The organism is Pseudoduganella flava, from assembly GCF_007830495.1.
In the GTDB taxonomy this organism is placed as follows: Bacteria; Pseudomonadota; Gammaproteobacteria; order Burkholderiales; family Burkholderiaceae_D; genus Rugamonas; species Rugamonas flava.
The window spans coordinates 25,668-41,160 of sequence record NZ_VLKW01000017.1; the positions used below are offsets into that span (position 1 = coordinate 25,668).

At 68.8% G+C, this 15,493-nt stretch carries 18 protein-coding genes; 12 read left to right on the forward strand and 6 right to left on the reverse strand.

Going from position 1 to position 15,493, the window contains the following annotated elements; translation table 11 throughout:
- Nucleotides 1-2 precede the first annotated feature (2 nt).
- The 8 genes from IP92_RS28330 to IP92_RS28365 all read left to right on the forward strand — a co-directional run bounded on the left by IP92_RS28330 (nt 3) and on the right by IP92_RS28365 (nt 7,109).
- The gene (locus IP92_RS28330) at nt 3-266 is read left to right on the forward strand and encodes a DUF2249 domain-containing protein (RefSeq protein ID WP_145881766.1); all 264 of its coding nucleotides are present in this window, start codon (nt 3-5) and stop codon (nt 264-266) included.
- 440 nt (nt 267-706) lie between these two features.
- Nucleotides 707-2,113 (forward strand): copper-containing nitrite reductase, encoded by a 1,407-nt coding sequence (gene nirK, locus IP92_RS28335; protein ID WP_145881768.1) that lies wholly within the window; start codon nt 707-709, stop codon nt 2,111-2,113.
- Nucleotides 2,114-2,139: 26 nt separating this feature from the next.
- Nucleotides 2,140-2,937: a formylglycine-generating enzyme family protein gene (locus tag IP92_RS28340; protein WP_145881769.1), complete on the forward strand. Its 798-nt coding sequence runs from the start codon at nt 2,140-2,142 to the stop codon at nt 2,935-2,937.
- The gene (locus IP92_RS28345; RefSeq protein ID WP_145881771.1) at nt 2,934-3,509 is read left to right on the forward strand and encodes an SCO family protein; all 576 of its coding nucleotides are present in this window, start codon (nt 2,934-2,936) and stop codon (nt 3,507-3,509) included. The genes IP92_RS28340 and IP92_RS28345 overlap by 4 nt, the downstream gene beginning before the upstream one ends.
- A gap of 179 nt (nt 3,510-3,688) precedes the next feature.
- Nucleotides 3,689-5,710, forward strand: a complete 2,022-nt coding sequence (locus IP92_RS28350) for a ribonucleoside triphosphate reductase (RefSeq protein WP_145881773.1) — start codon at nt 3,689-3,691, stop codon at nt 5,708-5,710.
- 23 nt (nt 5,711-5,733) lie between these two features.
- Nucleotides 5,734-5,940, forward strand: coding sequence for an anaerobic ribonucleoside-triphosphate reductase (gene nrdD / locus IP92_RS28355; RefSeq protein ID WP_145881775.1), 207 nt, complete (start codon nt 5,734-5,736; stop codon nt 5,938-5,940).
- Nucleotides 5,940-6,644: an anaerobic ribonucleoside-triphosphate reductase activating protein gene (locus tag IP92_RS28360; RefSeq protein WP_145881777.1), complete on the forward strand. Its 705-nt coding sequence runs from the start codon at nt 5,940-5,942 to the stop codon at nt 6,642-6,644. The genes nrdD and IP92_RS28360 overlap by 1 nt, the downstream gene beginning before the upstream one ends.
- 114 nt (nt 6,645-6,758) lie before the next feature.
- Nucleotides 6,759-7,109, forward strand: a complete 351-nt coding sequence (locus tag IP92_RS28365) for a DUF3147 family protein (RefSeq protein ID WP_145881779.1) — start codon at nt 6,759-6,761, stop codon at nt 7,107-7,109.
- Between the two features lie 178 nt (nt 7,110-7,287).
- Here IP92_RS28365 and ipdC read toward each other — a convergent pair whose 3' ends face one another.
- Genes ipdC through ubiU form a run of 5 tightly spaced genes read right to left on the reverse strand, consistent with a single transcriptional unit; the run spans nt 7,288 to nt 11,793 of the window.
- Entirely contained in the window at nt 7,288-8,919 is a 1,632-nt protein-coding gene (gene ipdC / locus IP92_RS28370; RefSeq protein ID WP_145881781.1) for an indolepyruvate/phenylpyruvate decarboxylase, read from the reverse strand.
- 17 nt (nt 8,920-8,936) lie between these two features.
- Nucleotides 8,937-9,347 carry a putative zinc-binding protein gene (locus IP92_RS28375; RefSeq protein ID WP_145881783.1) on the reverse strand — a complete coding sequence of 137 codons (411 nt, stop codon included), beginning with the start codon at nt 9,345-9,347 and terminating at the stop codon, nt 8,937-8,939.
- 1 nt (nt 9,348) lies between these two features.
- The gene (gene ubiT, locus IP92_RS28380) at nt 9,349-9,840 is read right to left on the reverse strand and encodes a ubiquinone anaerobic biosynthesis accessory factor UbiT (protein ID WP_145881785.1); all 492 of its coding nucleotides are present in this window, start codon (nt 9,838-9,840) and stop codon (nt 9,349-9,351) included.
- The gene (locus IP92_RS28385) at nt 9,837-10,733 is read right to left on the reverse strand and encodes a U32 family peptidase (protein WP_145881850.1); all 897 of its coding nucleotides are present in this window, start codon (nt 10,731-10,733) and stop codon (nt 9,837-9,839) included. Before IP92_RS28385 ends, ubiT begins: the two co-directional genes overlap by 4 nt.
- A gap of 34 nt (nt 10,734-10,767) precedes the next feature.
- A complete protein-coding gene (gene ubiU / locus IP92_RS28390; RefSeq protein WP_145881787.1) occupies nt 10,768-11,793 on the reverse strand; it encodes a ubiquinone anaerobic biosynthesis protein UbiU in 1,026 nt (341 codons plus the stop codon).
- A 135-nt stretch (nt 11,794-11,928) separates the two neighbouring features.
- On the opposite strand from ubiU, the gene IP92_RS28395 reads away from it, so the two are divergent.
- From IP92_RS28395 to IP92_RS28410, 4 genes are read left to right on the forward strand one after another with little or no spacing between them, the layout of a single operon-like run.
- On the forward strand, nt 11,929-12,384 hold the full coding sequence (locus IP92_RS28395) for a hemerythrin domain-containing protein (RefSeq protein ID WP_145881789.1): 456 nt from the start codon (nt 11,929-11,931) through the stop codon (nt 12,382-12,384).
- Nucleotides 12,381-12,635, forward strand: a complete 255-nt coding sequence (locus IP92_RS28400) for a DUF2249 domain-containing protein (protein ID WP_145881791.1) — start codon at nt 12,381-12,383, stop codon at nt 12,633-12,635. The genes IP92_RS28395 and IP92_RS28400 overlap by 4 nt, the downstream gene beginning before the upstream one ends.
- A 9-nt stretch (nt 12,636-12,644) precedes the next feature.
- Nucleotides 12,645-13,964, forward strand: a complete 1,320-nt coding sequence (locus IP92_RS28405) for a permease (protein ID WP_145881793.1) — start codon at nt 12,645-12,647, stop codon at nt 13,962-13,964.
- Entirely contained in the window at nt 13,961-14,161 is a 201-nt protein-coding gene (locus tag IP92_RS28410; protein WP_229419016.1) for a hypothetical protein, read from the forward strand. Before IP92_RS28405 ends, IP92_RS28410 begins: the two co-directional genes overlap by 4 nt.
- 125 nt (nt 14,162-14,286) lie before the next feature.
- On the opposite strand, the gene IP92_RS28415 is transcribed toward IP92_RS28410, so the two are convergent.
- Nucleotides 14,287-15,357: a 6-phosphofructokinase gene (locus tag IP92_RS28415; RefSeq protein WP_145881795.1), complete on the reverse strand. Its 1,071-nt coding sequence runs from the start codon at nt 15,355-15,357 to the stop codon at nt 14,287-14,289.
- Nucleotides 15,358-15,493 lie beyond the last annotated feature (136 nt).

The following is a 15,493-nucleotide window of genomic DNA, read 5'->3' on the forward strand; positions in this document are numbered from 1 at the left end:
TCATGCCCCACGATTGTTCCCAACCGACGGCCCCCGCCGGCATCTACCCGTTCGACGCCCGCGGCGTCGCCAAGCGCTTCCGCCACGCGGCGATCTTCGGCGCGCTGGACGCGCTGCAGCAGGGCGAAGTCATGCGCTTCTGTAACGACCACGACCCGCTGCCGCTGCTGCGGCAGATCGAGCAGTACTTCGGCGACCGCGTGCAGGCGCGCTACGTGGCGCGCGAGCCGGGCGAAGTGGTCATTGATTTTCTGATTGCGCAGTAACTCCCACCAACGTATGCATGCGGCGGACAGCCAGCCTGGCCGCCGAATTCCCCACCCCGATGGAAACCGGCGCCAGTCCTGGCGCCGTTCAGCTCAGACAAACCCAAGGCCCGAACCCCGGGGTCAGACCCGGCGGGTCTGACCCCAGCCGTTGCCTTTTGGGGTGAAAGCATGCGATGCCGGCACGCCGGGTCGTTCTGACTGACGGCATCAGGGACTGTCCGCAATTCTTGCTGAACGCGTCCTTCCCCTGCACTCCCCTACACGCCCTCTCTCCCCGCGGCCTAGTCCCCCCGGCCTACCCCGCAACACTTCCCCCTCAGCCTCACGCACAGGTACCCCGAATCCAGAACCTAAATCATGGATTTCGGCATATCCGAGGCCTAGGATGAACTTGTCGCCCACCAGGCGGCACAACCAAACCAATAAAAGGTGAGAGTATGAACAAGAAGATCACACTGGGTGCATTGCTGGCCCTCGCCGCCGCCCTGCCGGCGACCGTCCCCGCCAACGCGGTCGAGAAACTGCCTGTGATCGAGCAGGAACTGGTCGCACCGCCGGCCGTCCCGCCGCGCATCACGCGCAAGACGCCGGCCAAGGTGGTCGTGAATCTGACCGTCGAGGAAGTCGAGCGCGAAATCGCGCCGGGCACGCGCTACATGTTCTGGACCTTCGGCGGCACCGTGCCGGGCAAGATGATCCGCGTCCGCGAAGGCGACACGGTGGAGCTGCACCTGAAGAACCTGAACGGCAACAAGCTGCCGCACAATATCGACCTGCACGCCGTCACGGGTCCTGGCGGCGGTGCCAGCCAGACGCTGATCGCGCCGGGGAACGAAGCCGTCTTCACGTTCAAGGCGCTGCAATCGGGCCTGTACGTGTACCACTGCGCCACCGCGCCCGTCGGCATGCACATCGCCAACGGCATGTACGGCATGATCCTCGTCGAGCCGCCCGAAGGCATGGCCGCCGTCGACCACGAGTACTACGTGATGCAGGGCGACTTCTACACCGAAGGCACCTACCGCGCGTCCGGCCTGCAGAAGTTCGACATGAACAAGGCCATCGACGAGAAGCCCACCTACGTGCTGTTCAACGGCGCCGACGGCGCGCTGACGGGCAAGAACGCGCTGACCGCGAAGACGGGCGAATCCGTGCGCATGTTCTTCGGCGTCGGCGGTCCGAACATCACGTCGAGCTTCCACGTGATCGGCACGATCTTCGACAAGGTCTACTTCGAAGGCGGCAAGCGGACGCAGGAAAACGTGCAGACGACGATGGTGCCGGCCGGCGGCTCGGCAATCCTCGAGTTCACGCCCCGCGTGCCGGGCAACCTGACGCTCGTCGACCACTCGCTGACCCGCGCGTTCAACAAGGGTGCGATTGGCCTGTTGAGCGTCTCCGGCAAGCCCGATCCGGCGATCTACAGCGAAGGCATCAAACGCGCGCTGCCTGGCGCAGCGCCGGCTACCTCCGCTGCCGCCGCCCCGAATCCGGTCGTCGCCACGACGCCGGCCCAGCACGTGCGCGGCAAGGCCGTCTACGACGCCAACTGCGCCGCCTGCCACCAGGCCGACGGCAAGGGCGTGGCAGGCGTGTTCCCGCCGCTGGCGAACTCCGACTTCTTCAAGGAGCGTCCGTACGAGATGGCGCACATTGTGCTCAATGGCCGCAGCGGCGAGATCGTCGTCAACGGCGAGCATTACAACGGCGTGATGCCCCCGCAGGACCTGTCGGACGACGACATTGCCGCCGTCATCAACTACGTCAACGTGGAGATGAACAAGGGCAAGCCGGTCATCGAGGGCAAGCACGTGCGTGAAATGCGCGCAAACCGCAACAAGTAAGCAAGCGTCAAACCACGGAGCGCACCATGAACCCGCTGATCCGTCCCGCCCTCGCGGCAGCCGTCGCAGTCGGTACCGCCGCTGCCGCCGCCGTCGTGATGGCCGCCACGCTGGCAACCGACGCCGCCGCGGCCGAGTATGTGCCGCTGCCCGGCGGCCCGCTGCGCAGCGTGGTGCCGGCGGATCAGGCGGGTGCTCCGGTCCAGGTCGCGCCGTTCCGGCTGCGCGACCGGCCCGTGACCAACAGCGAGTTCCGCGCCTTCACGGTGCGTAACCCGGAATGGTCGCGGGCCCAGGCGCCGGCCCTGTTTGCCGGTACCGAATACCTGGCCACACTGGACAAGGCGGCCGACGACGCCCCCGTCACCCACGTCAGCTGGTACGCCGCGCAAGCCTACTGCGCCAGCGAGGGCGCCCGCCTGCCGCGCTGGCACGAGTGGGAAATGGCGGCCGCCGCCGATGCCACCCGGTTAGATGCACGCGACGATCCCGCCTGGCTGTCCGGCATTCTGTCGTGGTACGCGACGCCTGCCACGACGCCCGCCGCCGTGGCCCGCGGCACCCCCAGCGCGCACGGCGTGTACGACCTGCATGGCCTGATCTGGGAATGGGTCGAGGATTACAACGGGCTGTTCGTCGATGCGGACAGCCGCTCGGGCGCCCGCAAGACGCTGGAATTCTGCGGCGCCGCCGCGGCATCGCTGTCGGACCGGCGCAACTACGCGATCCTGATCCGCGTCGCCTTGCTGGCTGCGCTGGAAGCGAACCACGACGGCCCGCTGCTGGGCTTTCGCTGCGCCCGCGATGAAGGAGTAGCACCATGAAGAAACTGACCACCTTGCTGGCGGCGCTGCTGCTGGCCGCCAGCGCGAGCGCGGCCGCGCCACAACCGGTCCCCGCCACGTCGCTGCACCGCCTGGATACCGTGCTGACGGACAGCCGCGCCACGCGCATGACATTGCGCGACCTGGCCGGCAGCCCGGCGTTGGTGACGATGTTCTACGGCGATTGCGGCAGCGCGTGCCCGATCGTCATCGAGACGCTGAAGCGCACGGTGGCCGCGCTGGGCCCGGACGGGCGCCGGCTGCGCGTGCTGTTGATCAGCCTCGATCCGCTGCGCGATACGCCGGCCCAGCTCGAGCAGCTGGCCGCGAAGCAGCACCTCGATCCGCCGCAGTTCCGCCTGGCCGTTGCGAAGAACGATGCGGACACGCGGATGATCGCCGCGGCGCTGGGCATCCGCTACCGCGCGCTGACGGGCGGCGAGATCGGCCACACGGCGCGCATCGTGCTACTCGACGCGGACGGCACCGTGCGGGCAATGAGCACCCGGCTGGAAGCCGAACCCGATCCCGTGCTGCTGGAGCAGGTACGCGCTGCGCTGGCGTCGCGCTGATGCTGCGTCGACGCCGCGTTGATGCCGCGCTGATGCCCCGTTGACGCCCCGCTCCGGCCGCCGAGGCGGCCAAATTTAATCTGGATCATGGATTTGCAATGCGCGCGCAGGCACCATTTGGCGCCGGAACCGACCTGTCGCTAAGCTGGTCCGATCATAACGAGGAAGGAAGTGATGACATGACTGAACTGAACACGCGGCAGCTGGGCCGGATCGTCAAGCGCGACGGGTCCACGCAGCCGTTCGACGCCGCCAAGATCCTGTCCGCGCTGCGCCGCGCCGGCGAGGCGTCCGGCGAGTACGGCCTGGAAGCCGCCGAGCGCCTCGCCTACAACACCGTGTGCCGCCTGCAGGCGGCGCGCGAACTGCCGCTGTGCGTCGAGGAAGTGCAGGACCACGTCGAGAGCGTGCTGTACGACGCCGGCTACCGCCGCACGTTGCGCCGCTACGTCGTCTACCGCGAGCAGCACCGCAGCCTGCGCCAGGACCGCAAGTCGCTGGTGGACGTCGAAACGTCGATCAACGAATACCTGCAGCGGCAGGACTGGCGCGTCAACGCCAACGCCAACCAGGGCTATTCGCTCGGTGGCCTGATCCTGAACGTATCGGGCAAGATGATCGCCAACTACTGGCTGAACCACGTCTATCCGCCGGAAGTCGGCCAGGCGCACCGCGATGCCGACATCCACATCCACGACCTCGACATGCTGTCCGGCTATTGCGCCGGCTGGTCGCTGCGCGTACTGCTGGCCGAAGGCCTGAACGGCGTGCCGGGCAAGGTCGAATCGGGGCCCCCGAAACACCTGTCCTCGGCCTGCGGCCAGATCGTCAACTTCCTCGGCACCCTGCAGAACGAATGGGCCGGCGCGCAGGCGTTCAGCTCCTTCGACACCTACCTGGCGCCGTACATCCGCAAGGACAACCTGTCCTACGACGACGTGCGCCAGTGCATGCAGGAGCTGATCTACAACCTGAACGTGCCGTCGCGCTGGGGTACCCAGACGCCGTTCACGAACCTGACGTTCGACTGGATCTGCCCGGAAGACCTGCGCGAGCAGATCCCCGTCATCGCCGGTGTCGAGCAGCCGTTCGCATACGGCGACCTGCAGGCCGAGATGGACATGATCAACCGCGCCTACATCGAGGTGATGATGGCGGGCGACGCGAAGGGCCGCGCGTTCACGTTCCCGATCCCGACCTACAACATCACCGAGGACTTCGACTGGGAGAGCGAGAACTCGAACCGCCTGTTCGCGATGACGGCCCGCTACGGCCTGCCCTACTTCCAGAACTTCATCAACTCCGAGCTGAAGCCGAACATGATCCGCTCGATGTGCTGCCGCCTGCAGCTGGACCTGCGCGAGCTCCTGAAGCGCGGCAACGGCCTGTTCGGCTCCGCGGAGCAAACGGGTTCGCTGGGCGTCGTCACCGTGAACTGCGCGCGCCTCGGCTACCTGCACCAGGACGATGAAGCGGGCCTGCTGGCCGCGCTGGACCGCCTGCTGGAGTTGGGCCGCCAGAGCCTGGAGATCAAGCGCAAGGTGATCCAGCGGCACATGGACAACGGCCTGTTCCCGTACACGAAGCGCTATCTCGGCACCTTGCGCAACCACTTCTCGACGTTGGGCGTGAACGGCATCAACGAGATGATCCGCAATTACTCGGGCGACGAGTACGACATCACGAGCCCGCGCGGCCATGCGCTGGCGCTGCGCCTGCTGGACCACGTGCGCGCGCGCATGCTGCAGTTCCAGGAAGAGACGGGCCATATGTACAACCTGGAAGCGACGCCGGCCGAAGGCACCACGTACCGCTTCGCCCGCGAAGACCGCAAGCGCTTCCCTGGCATCCTGCAGGCGGGCACTGACGCGATGCCGTACTACACCAATTCGTCGCAACTGCCGGTCGGCTACACGGACGATCCGTTCGAAGCCCTGGAACGGCAGGATGCGCTGCAGCGCAAGTACACGGGTGGCACGGTGCTGCACCTGTACATGACGGAAGCGATCTCCAGCCCGGAAGCGTGCCGGATGCTGGTGCAGCGCGCGCTGTCGCGCTTCGGCCTGCCGTACATCACGGTCACGCCGACGTTCTCGATCTGCCCGAAACATGGTTACCTGTCCGGCAGCCATAAGTTCTGCCCCAAGTGCGACGCCGAGCTCGTGGAACGCCGGCAGCGCAAGGTTCTTCAACCCCAATGAGTCATCCACACCAAGGAGTCACCATGACCGACACCCGCAACAGCAACATCGTCATTGAATTGTCCGCCGACGATCCGGAACGCCAGCCGTGTGAAATCTGGACGCGCGTGATGGGCTACCATCGCCCCGTGTCGTCCTTCAACATCGGCAAGCAGGGCGAGTTCCACGAACGCCGCTGGTTCCGCGAAGACGCCATCTGCACGGCCAACGCCGTGGCGCAAGCAGCTTGATGATGGGCCGCCTGCTGAACGTGGGCGGCTTCACGCCGTTCACGGCCACCGATTATCCCGGCCAGCTGTCGGCCGTCGTTTTCGTGCAGGGCTGCGCCTGGCGCTGCGGCTACTGCCACAACCCCCATCTGCAACCGCGCCCCGCCGACAGCGCGCTGGATTGGCGCGCGCTGCTCGCGCTGCTGGAACGCCGCAAGGGCCTGCTCGACGCCGTCGTCTTCAGCGGCGGCGAACCGACGACCGATGCCGCGCTGCCCGACGCGATGCTGCAGGTACGTGAACTGGGCTTCAAGGTGGGCCTGCACACGGCCTGCATCTACCCCGACCGCCTGCAGGCCGCGCTGCCGTACGCGGACTGGGTCGGCTTCGATGTGAAGGCGCCCTTTGCCGACTACGAGGCCGTTACCGGCGTGCCCGGCAGCGGCACCCCGGCCCGCGCCTGCGTCGCGGCGATCCTCGCCTCCGGCGTCGATTACGAATGCCGCACGACGGTGCACCCGGCGCTGCTGTCGCCAGCCGCGCTGCTGACGATGGCCGACGAGCTGTCCGCGTTGGGCGTGCGGCGCTGGGTCGTACAGCAGTTCCGCCCGCAGGGCTGCGGCGACGGCAAGCTGCGCCTCGCCACCGGCACGCCGTATCCGACCGATGAGCTGCTGGCCGAGATCCGCACCCGTTTCGACGACGTGCTGGTGCGCCGCGCGTAGCAGGCTACGTTGTCCCTTGCACGCCGGCGGCCGAGTGCGGCCCCGGCGCCACCATTGCCCGCGCAGCACCCGGCTGCGCTATCATCCCGCCAATCCGCCTTCAAGGAGACCGCTTTGGCCTGGATAATCGCAAAATACCTGATCACGGCGGGTGTCGTCGTCCTCGTTTCAGAGTTCGCCAAGCGCAGCGACAAGCTGGGCGCCCTCGTCGCGGCGCTGCCGCTGGTGACGGTGCTGACCTTGATCTGGCTGCACGTCGAGAAGCAGCCGGAGGCCAAGGTGGCAAACCATGCGTGGTACACGTTCTGGTACGTGGTGCCGACGCTGCCGATGTTCCTTGCCTTCCCCGCCCTGCTGACGCGCTTCGGCTTCTGGCCGGCACTGGCGGCCAGCGTCGTGCTGACAGCTGGGTGCTTTGCGCTGTTTGCGCTGGTGCTCAGGCATTTTCACATCGAGCTGATGTGACTCGGCGACGCTGGAATCCAACCCAAGGCAAATGCCGGGGTCAGGGAGGAGTACCTGCCTGCAGGCCGGTACCGCTTTGCCGGCGGAGAGCATGCTCTCCGATCCTGGCAAAGCCCCGCCGGGTCTGACCCCAGGGGTTGCAGTGGGGGTGTAGCCAGCCCATCGGCCCTTTGACATCTCAGCAAATCGGCCTTGCCGTCCTTCTCCTCGCCCCCATCACGAACCTGGCCAGCGTATCGGACTGCGCCCCCATCGGCAGCATCACCTCGATCATCTGGAACCGTCCCCGTGTCGCGACAGCCTGCTCCAGCGCGGCAGCCAGTTCGGCACGTGTGCCCACCCGCACGCCGTGCCCGCCCAGTCCCTCGGCCAGCGCGGCGAAGTGCCAGTCGCCCAGCTCGTTGAAGCAGGCGTCCGGCTCGAAGCTGCGCAGCATGCCCCATCCGGCGTTGTTGAACAGGATGACGATCGGGTCCCAGCCGCGGCGGCGGCAGTGGCCCAGTTCCCAGCCCGTCATCTGGAACGCGCCGTCGCCCACCAGCACGATCGGCCGCTGGCCGCTGCGCGCCTGCAGGCCCAGCGCGGCCGGCACGCCGTAGCCCATCGTTGCGTAATAGCCGGGGGCCAGCAGCGGCGCATCCTCGATGTCCAGCGCCGTGAAGAAGCAGTCGCCCATGTCGGACACGATCGGCATCGGGCCCACGCGGGCCAGGATGTCGTTGATGCCCCGTGCCACGTCCAGCGGCCAGATCGGCGCGCCGTCCGGGTGCAGCTCGCGCACGGCGCGGCGGAACGTGGCTGCCGGCGCGTCGCGGCGCGGCGCCGGCACCTGTGCCAGCAAGCCGTCCACGAGCGCGCGCAGCGGCACGTCCGGGTAGCCGCGCAGCGGTGTCACGACGCCCTGGTCGACGGCCAGCACGATCCGCTCCGCATCGAGCTTGCCGTCGGCGACGGCGAAGTTCGTGTCGGAGTGCAGCACGCCCAGCATCAGCAGCAGGTCCGACTCCTCGACCGCGTCCGCCACCGCCGGATCGCCGGCACTGCCCAGGTAGGGCCCCAGCAGCGGCACGTCGTGGCCCGTCAGCACACCGCGGCCCATCACCGTCGTCACGACCGGCACGCGCAGGTGGCGCGCCAGCGCCGCGACCTGTTCCTCGATGCCGAAGCGGCGCACCTCGATGCCGACCATCAGCACCGGACGGCGCGCCGCTTCCAGCCGCGCGGCGACGTCGGCCACGCAAGGCGCGACGGCGTCAGGATTGACGGGCGGCGCCGGCAGCAGCGGCACGCCGGCGCACGGCACGTCGGCCATGTCGCGCGGCAGTTCGATGTAGACGGGCCGCGATTCGGCCACGCAGCGGCGCAGCGCGCGGGCGATCTGGTCCGGTGCCGTCGCCGCGTCGTTCAGCACCGCCTGCGCGCACGTGATCTCGGCAAACACGGTCAGCTGCGAGTCCAGCGTGCGCACCTGATGGTGCAGCAGCAGGCCGCCGTTGCGTTCGTGCGCGCCGGGCGCCCCCGAGATCACGACGAGCGGCACCTTCTCCGCATACGCGGCGGCCACCGCGTTGACGAGGTTCAGCGCACCGGCACCATACGTGACAACGGCCACGCCGATGCCGCCGCCGAAGCGGGCCGCGGCGTCGGCCGCGAAGCCGATCGACGGTTCGTGGCTCAATGTGTAGAGGGGGAGGATGCCGGATTCCTCAGCCTGCATCAGGAACGGCAGGATGAAGTCGCCCGGCAGGCCGAAGAGTTCGCGGGCGCCGGCCGCGCGCAACGCGGTCAGCAGGGAGTAGGACAGGTTCATGATGGGTTTCGTCAGGTTCAGGGTCCGCCGCGCGCGGTGACGGCGGCCGGCTCCGGCGGTTGGGCGCCGTGCCCGGCGCCGCGCAACTGCTGCGCGACGTGCTGGACGACGCGTTCGACCTCGGCGTCGTCGTAATCGGCATGGAAGCGCTTGCGTACGCCCAGGCCTTGCAATGGCACGTAATGGTCGGCCGTGATGCCGTGCTGCGCCAGGCATGCGCGCACGCAGGCCAGCGCGCAGCCGTCCAGCGCGACGATAGTCCGGCCGCCGCGTGCGAGGCGCACCAGCGGCGCCACGTTGCCGCCGACGCCGGCGATGCACGACATCTCGGCGATGCCGCGCCGGTCCAGCCGCAGCGCGGCTGCGTTGGCAGTCTGCGCCGCGCTGGAGCAGCCGGAACAGGCATACACGAGCGGCAACGCAGCCATGTCAGCGCCCGCGCTGCTGCCGCAGCCAGCGCAGCACGCCGGCAGGAGTGGGGTCCGGCAGCGCGATCTCCAGCGCGTCCAGTGTGTTCTTCACCAGCAGGCCCAATTCGGTATCGCCCTGCATCGACAGGCGACGGCCGAAGAACAGCGTGTCCGGGTCCGTCTCGCGGCGCATCAGCGCCACCATGTCGGCGGCGCCGGCGGCGATTTCCAGGTCCGGCTCGCCGGCCGCCGTGCGCGGCGTGAAGCGGGCGCCGTTCCATGCCACGTCGAACGCGACGCCGGCATCGCGCACGCGGATGCGCAGGTGGCGCCCGTGCAGCTGGGCACGCACGTCTTCCGGCAGGTGCGGGCGCAGCGCCACGTTCAGGCCCGCCGCGAACAGCACGGAGCCGGGGAACGGCGGCAGCTTGCCGCCCAGCGCCGCGACGAACGGCGGCAGGTCGGTCAGCGCGGCGGGACCGGCGGGACGGGGAATGCGGGGAACGTTCATGCCGCCCTCCCTTCGCGCCAGTCCAGGCCCGGCTGGCCGTGCCAGTAGCCGTTGCAGGCGGCGGCGGGCAGCAGCGGTTGCAGCGCGTGCGCCGCCGCGTCGGCCGATGTGCGGCCATGGCGCAGGTCGTCGAACGTTTCCAGCACCTGCATCGTGTAGCGTGCCTGCGGGCTGACGCGCACGACGTCGACGCCGCTGGCGCGCAGTTCATCGAAGTCGCCGGCCAGGTTGTACACGGCGGCCGACTGCGTCTGGATGCCGTTCAACACGAGGAACGGCTGGTCTTCGCGGGTGGCCATCGTCAGGCCGTCCGGGTGGGCGATGCAGCTGAAGCGGCAATCGTCCTTCGGCAGGTTCTGGTGGCGCGCGGTGAAGCAGCGCGCGGAAAACGCCAGCGGCATGCGGCCCAGTGCGAACACCTCCGTTTCCATGCCGGCCGGGCGTGCCGCCTGCAGCTCATCCAGCGCGGCGCGGCTCATCTCCAGCGGGATCACCCAGCGCCGCGCGCCCAGGCCGTGCAGCAGCTGCAGGGTGCTGGCGTTGTACACGTTCAGGTGCGGCCCCGCCACGAAGGGGCGGCCGGACACCAGGTTGACGGCGCCCATGTCGTTCGCTTCCAGCTCGAATTCGCCGTTGTCGGCCAGCTTGCGCAGCGCGGCGAGATCGGAACTCGATTCGATCAGCGCCATGCTGGACAACACGACTTCCTTGCCGGCCGCGCGCAGCTGCACGGCCACGGCCAGCCAGTCGGCGGCGCGCAGTTCGTGGCGGCGCGAGCACACGGCTTCGCCCAGGTAGACGATGTCGGCGGCGCTGTCCGCCACCTCGTCGTAGAACGCCATCACTGTTTCGCGGGGCCAGTAGTACAGCAGCGGCCCCAGTGCGATTTTCATCATTGTTTCTCCTTCTCGGTTCTTGGGCCGGGCTTCATTTCCACGCGCGGTGGTAGGCGCCCAGCGTGTGCTGGCGGCCTTCGGCCAGCGTGTCCAGCTGCGCCATCCAGCCCGGCTTGACGGCGAAGCGGCCGCTCCTGGCCTGGTCGATCGCATCGCGCCACACGCGCGTCACCTGCGCCACGTAGGCGGGGCTGCGCTGGCGGCCCTCGATCTTCACGGCCGCCACCCCCATGCCGATCAGCTTCGGCAGCAGCTCCAGCGTGTTCAGGCTGGCCGGTTCCTCGATCGCGTAATACGTTTCGTCGGCCACGTCGAAGCGGCCCTTGCACAGCGTGGGGTAGCTGGCGTGTTCGTGCTCGTCGTAGCGGTCGATCAGCACGCCGTTCAGCCGCGCTTCCAGCCCTTTCGGGGCCTGCTGCCAGCGCACCGCCTTGGCAGGCGAGCAGACGCCGTGCGTGTTCGGCGATTCGCCCGTCGCATACGACGACAGCGCGCAGCGCCCCTCGACCATCACGCACAGGCTGCCGAAACCGAACACCTCGATCTCGACGTCAGTGTTGTTCACCACGTGCTCGACCTGGGCCAGCGACAGCACGCGCGGCAGCACGGCGCGGGCGATGCCGAAGTGCTTGCGGTAGAAGCCGATCGCTTCGACGTTGGTCGCCGACCCCTGCACGGAAAGGTGCAGGCGCAGGTCAGGGTGGCGTTCGGCCGCATAGCGCATCAGGCCCGGGTCGGCCAGGATCACGGCATCGACGCCCGCGTCGGCGGCGCGGTCGATCGCGCTGCGCCACAGCGCCTCGGCACCGGCCTGTGGGTAGGTGTTCAACGCCAGCAGCACCTTGCGCCCGCGCTCGTGCGCGTAGGCGATGCCCTGGGCGATCTGCTGCTCGTCGAAATTGAGCCCGGCGAAGTTGCGGGCATTGGAGGCGTCCTTGAAGCCCAGGTAGACGCAGTCGGCGCCGTTGTCGACCGCCCCTTTCAGGGCCGGCAGGCTGCCGGCCGGGCACACGAGTTCGAACGCTTGCGCCGCGGGCGCGCTGTCCATCTTGTTCATGCATCGTTCCATTGTTGACGTGCCGGCACTGTACCGCCCCGCCTTCCATTGAATCCTTGACTAGGATCAAGGAAACAGGCGATACCCAAGTGTGAGAATGGTCACAGATCAAAACGACTGTGAAGAGAGAGCATCATGAGCACCCTGCACGCCTACCTGGCCGGCGACCACCGCGCCTGCGACGAGGAGTATGGCTGGGCCGAATCGCGCGTCGTCTGCGGCGACTGGCCCAATGCGAAACAGGCCTTCGGCGGCTTTGTCCGCCACCTCGAACACCACCTGGAGCAGGAAGAACGCATCCTGTTCCCCGCCATCGAACGCGCCACCGGCAGCACGATGGGCCCGACCGCCGTGATGCGTTCGGAGCACGACCACATGCGCGCCATCGTCCGCACGATGATGGAGGCGATCGACGCGCGCGACGCCACCGAATTCTTCGAGTATGCGGACAGCCTGCGCATGCTGATGCATCAACATAACCTGAAAGAGGAAAGCATCCTGTATCCGATGGCCGAACGCCTGTTGGGCGACGGCGCCGGTGCGGTGCTGGCCGCGATCCACAACGAAAACGCCGCGCAGGAGGCAGCATGAAAGACGATCCGTTGAACTGGCCCGCCACGCTGCTGGACGTGGGCGGCCTGGAAGCCCCCGAACCGATGGTGCGCATCCTCGACGCGCTGGACGCGCTGCCCGAACGGGGCTGCCTGCGCGTGCTGATCGACCGCGAGCCGCACCCGCTGTACCGCGTGCTGGAGCGCTACGAATTCCTGCACCGCACGGCGCCCACCGGCGACGGCCGCTACGAACTGCTGATCTGGCAAGTGCCGGTGACGGCCGCCTGAAGGATCGTCATGCAACGCGCGCTGTCCTTCGACCAGAATCCGCCGCTCGCGCTGCCGATGCGGTTCTTCCTGACCGTTCCCGTGTTTGCGGCGCTGGCCGCGGCCCTGCTGCTGTGGCAAGGCGACGCGGCACTGGTCACCCGCTGGTCGCCCGTCACGCTCGCGCTGACGCACCTGCTGACATTGGGCTGCCTGTCGATGGCGATGATCGGCGCGCTGCTGCAGATCCTGCCCGTGATGGCGGGCATCGCCGTGCCGGGCGGCCTGTATGCCGGCCGCGCGATGCATGCGGCGCTGTGCGCCGGCACGCTGCTGCTGGCGGGCGCATTCGTCGCCGGCCAGCCGTGGCTGTTCGCCGCCGCCGTCATGCCGCTCGCCTGCGCCTTCCTCGTGCTGGTCGGCTGCTGCACCGTGGGCCTGTGGCAGCAGTACCCGAGCGGTGCGGATGCATCGCTGGCCGCGATCCGGCTTGCCCTCGCGGCGCTCGTCGTCACCGTCGTGCTGGGCGTGCTGCTGGCCGCCGGCTATGCGTGGCCGCAGGCTGTCACGCTGCCGCTCTTGCGCGTGACGGACCTGCATGCGTCCTGGGGTTTGCTTGGCTGGGTCGCGCTGTTGGTGATCGGGGTGGCGTTCCAGGTCGTGCCGATGTTCCTCGTCACGGAGCCGTATCCGCGCTGGCTGACGGGCGGCTTCGCCACCGCGCTGTTCCTGCTGCTGGTCGCTGCATCGCTGTCGGCCGGCGTCGCCGAGCCGTTCCGCCTCGCCGCCCTGGGCCTGCTGGGTGCGGGCTATGCCGCCTTCGCGCTCGTCACCTTGCGCCTGCTGGCGCGCCGCAAGCGCCCGAAGGCCGATGCGCCGACACTGTTCTGGCGCACCGCGATGGCGTCGCTGCTGGGCGCCCTGCTGCTTGGCCTGCTGCCGCCCGACCCGCGCGTGGACGTGGCCCGCGGCGTGCTGCTGGTGGCCGGCTTCGCGCTGTCGACGATCAACGGCATGCTGTACAAGATCGTGCCGTTCCTGTCCTGGTACCACCTGCGCCACGGCACCGTGGACGGCACGCTGCCGGCGCCCAAGGACCTGCCGCCGATCCACCGCATCATCCCGGACGCGCAGGCGCGCGCCCAATACCTGCTGCACGCCGGCGCCTTGCTGCTGCTGGTTGCGGCGTGTGCGTGGCCGGCACTGCTGGCCCGCCCGGCCGGCGCGCTGTTGTGCGTGTCGTGCCTGGCATGGTTCGCGAACCTGGTGCGCGGCCTTCGGGTCGGCCGCGCCGGCCGCCCGCGCGCCGTCCACGCATCCGCCCCCCTTACCCATGGAGTCACACGATGAAAATGCTACGTCTCAGGAAGCCCGCCTTCGTTCCCCTCCCCGGCGGCCGCATCGCCGTGCTGATCAGCCCCGACGGCCACCGCATCCACCGCCTGTGCGACGACGCACCGGGCCCGCTGCGGCAGAAACCGCCGACGATCAAGCGCGATCCGATGGTCGAGGCGTTGTTCGGGCCGGCGTTGCCGCGGGCGGCGTAGTAAAGGGTCAGACCCGGCGGGTCTGACCCTAGCAGTAGATTTTTGGGGGTGCTTTCAGATGATCCGCACGGCGGCGTTGTAAACCCAAAGGGCAAAGGCTAGGGTCAGACCCGCCGGGTCTGCCCCTATTCCCCCAAACATACTCCCAACGCCCGCGCGGTCGCCAATAGCGGATGATCCGCCGGCACCTGCCACGTCCTGACCTCCACCAGCGGCATCTCGCCCGGCACATCGCCGTGTAACGTCATCATCACGCCATGCCGCCCCTCGGCCAGCGCACGCACGGCCGCTTCGCCCATCCGCAGCGCGGCGATCCGGTCCGCCGCCACCGGGCTGCCGCCGCGCAGCAGGTGGCCCAGCACGACGGCGCGGCTTTCCTTGCCCGTCAGGAGTTCCAGCTGCCGCGCGACGTGCGCGCCGACGCCGCCGAGACGCTCGCTGCGGCCCGGTACGACCGGGTCGGCGACGAATACTGAGCCGCGCAGCGCATGCGCGCCTTCGGCCACCACCACCACGTCGTGCGGGCGGTTGCGGGCGTCGCGCTCGGCCAGCAGCCGCGCTACGGCCTCCAGGTCGAACGGAATCTCGGGCAGCAGGATCGCATGGGCGCCACCGGCCAGCCCCGCGTGCAGCGCGATCCAGCCGGCGTAACGGCCCATCACTTCGACGACCATCGCCCGCTCGTGGCTTTGCGCGCTGCAGTGCAGCCGGTCGATCGCTTCCGTCGCATACGCCACCGCCGACGCGAATCCCAACGTGCTGCCGGCACCCTGCACGTCGCCGTCGATCGTCTTCGGCACGCCGACGACGCGCAGGCCCTTGCGTGACAGGCCGGCGGCAATGCGCATCGTGCCGTCGCCGCCGATCATCACTAGCGCGGCGATGCCCAGGCGTGCGCAGGCGGCCAGCACGTCGTCGGAGCGGTCCACGGTACCGTCCGGGCCGGGCCAGCGGAACGGGTCGCCGTGGTTCGTCGTGCCGAGCATCGTGCCGCCCGTGTCGAGGATGCCCTGCACGGCGTCCGGCGGCAGCGGCAGCAGGCCGTCCGTGCCGGCGCGCTCGAGCAGGCCGTTGAACGACGCGCGCAGGCCCACGCATTCCCAGCCTCGCCCGTAGGCGGCCAGTGCGACGGCGCGCAGCGCGGCGTTCAGGCCGGGCGCATCGCCGCCGCCCGTCATCACGGCGATGCGCGTCATGCCGCCGGTGCCCGGATGCCGGCCGCCACCTGCGGCACGTCGTCCAGCCCCGTGGCCGCGGTACGGCGAACCAGTATCGCTGCCTTGTTTTCCAAATCCATTCCAACCTCCAGCGCTTTGTGCGATATCAAATTGA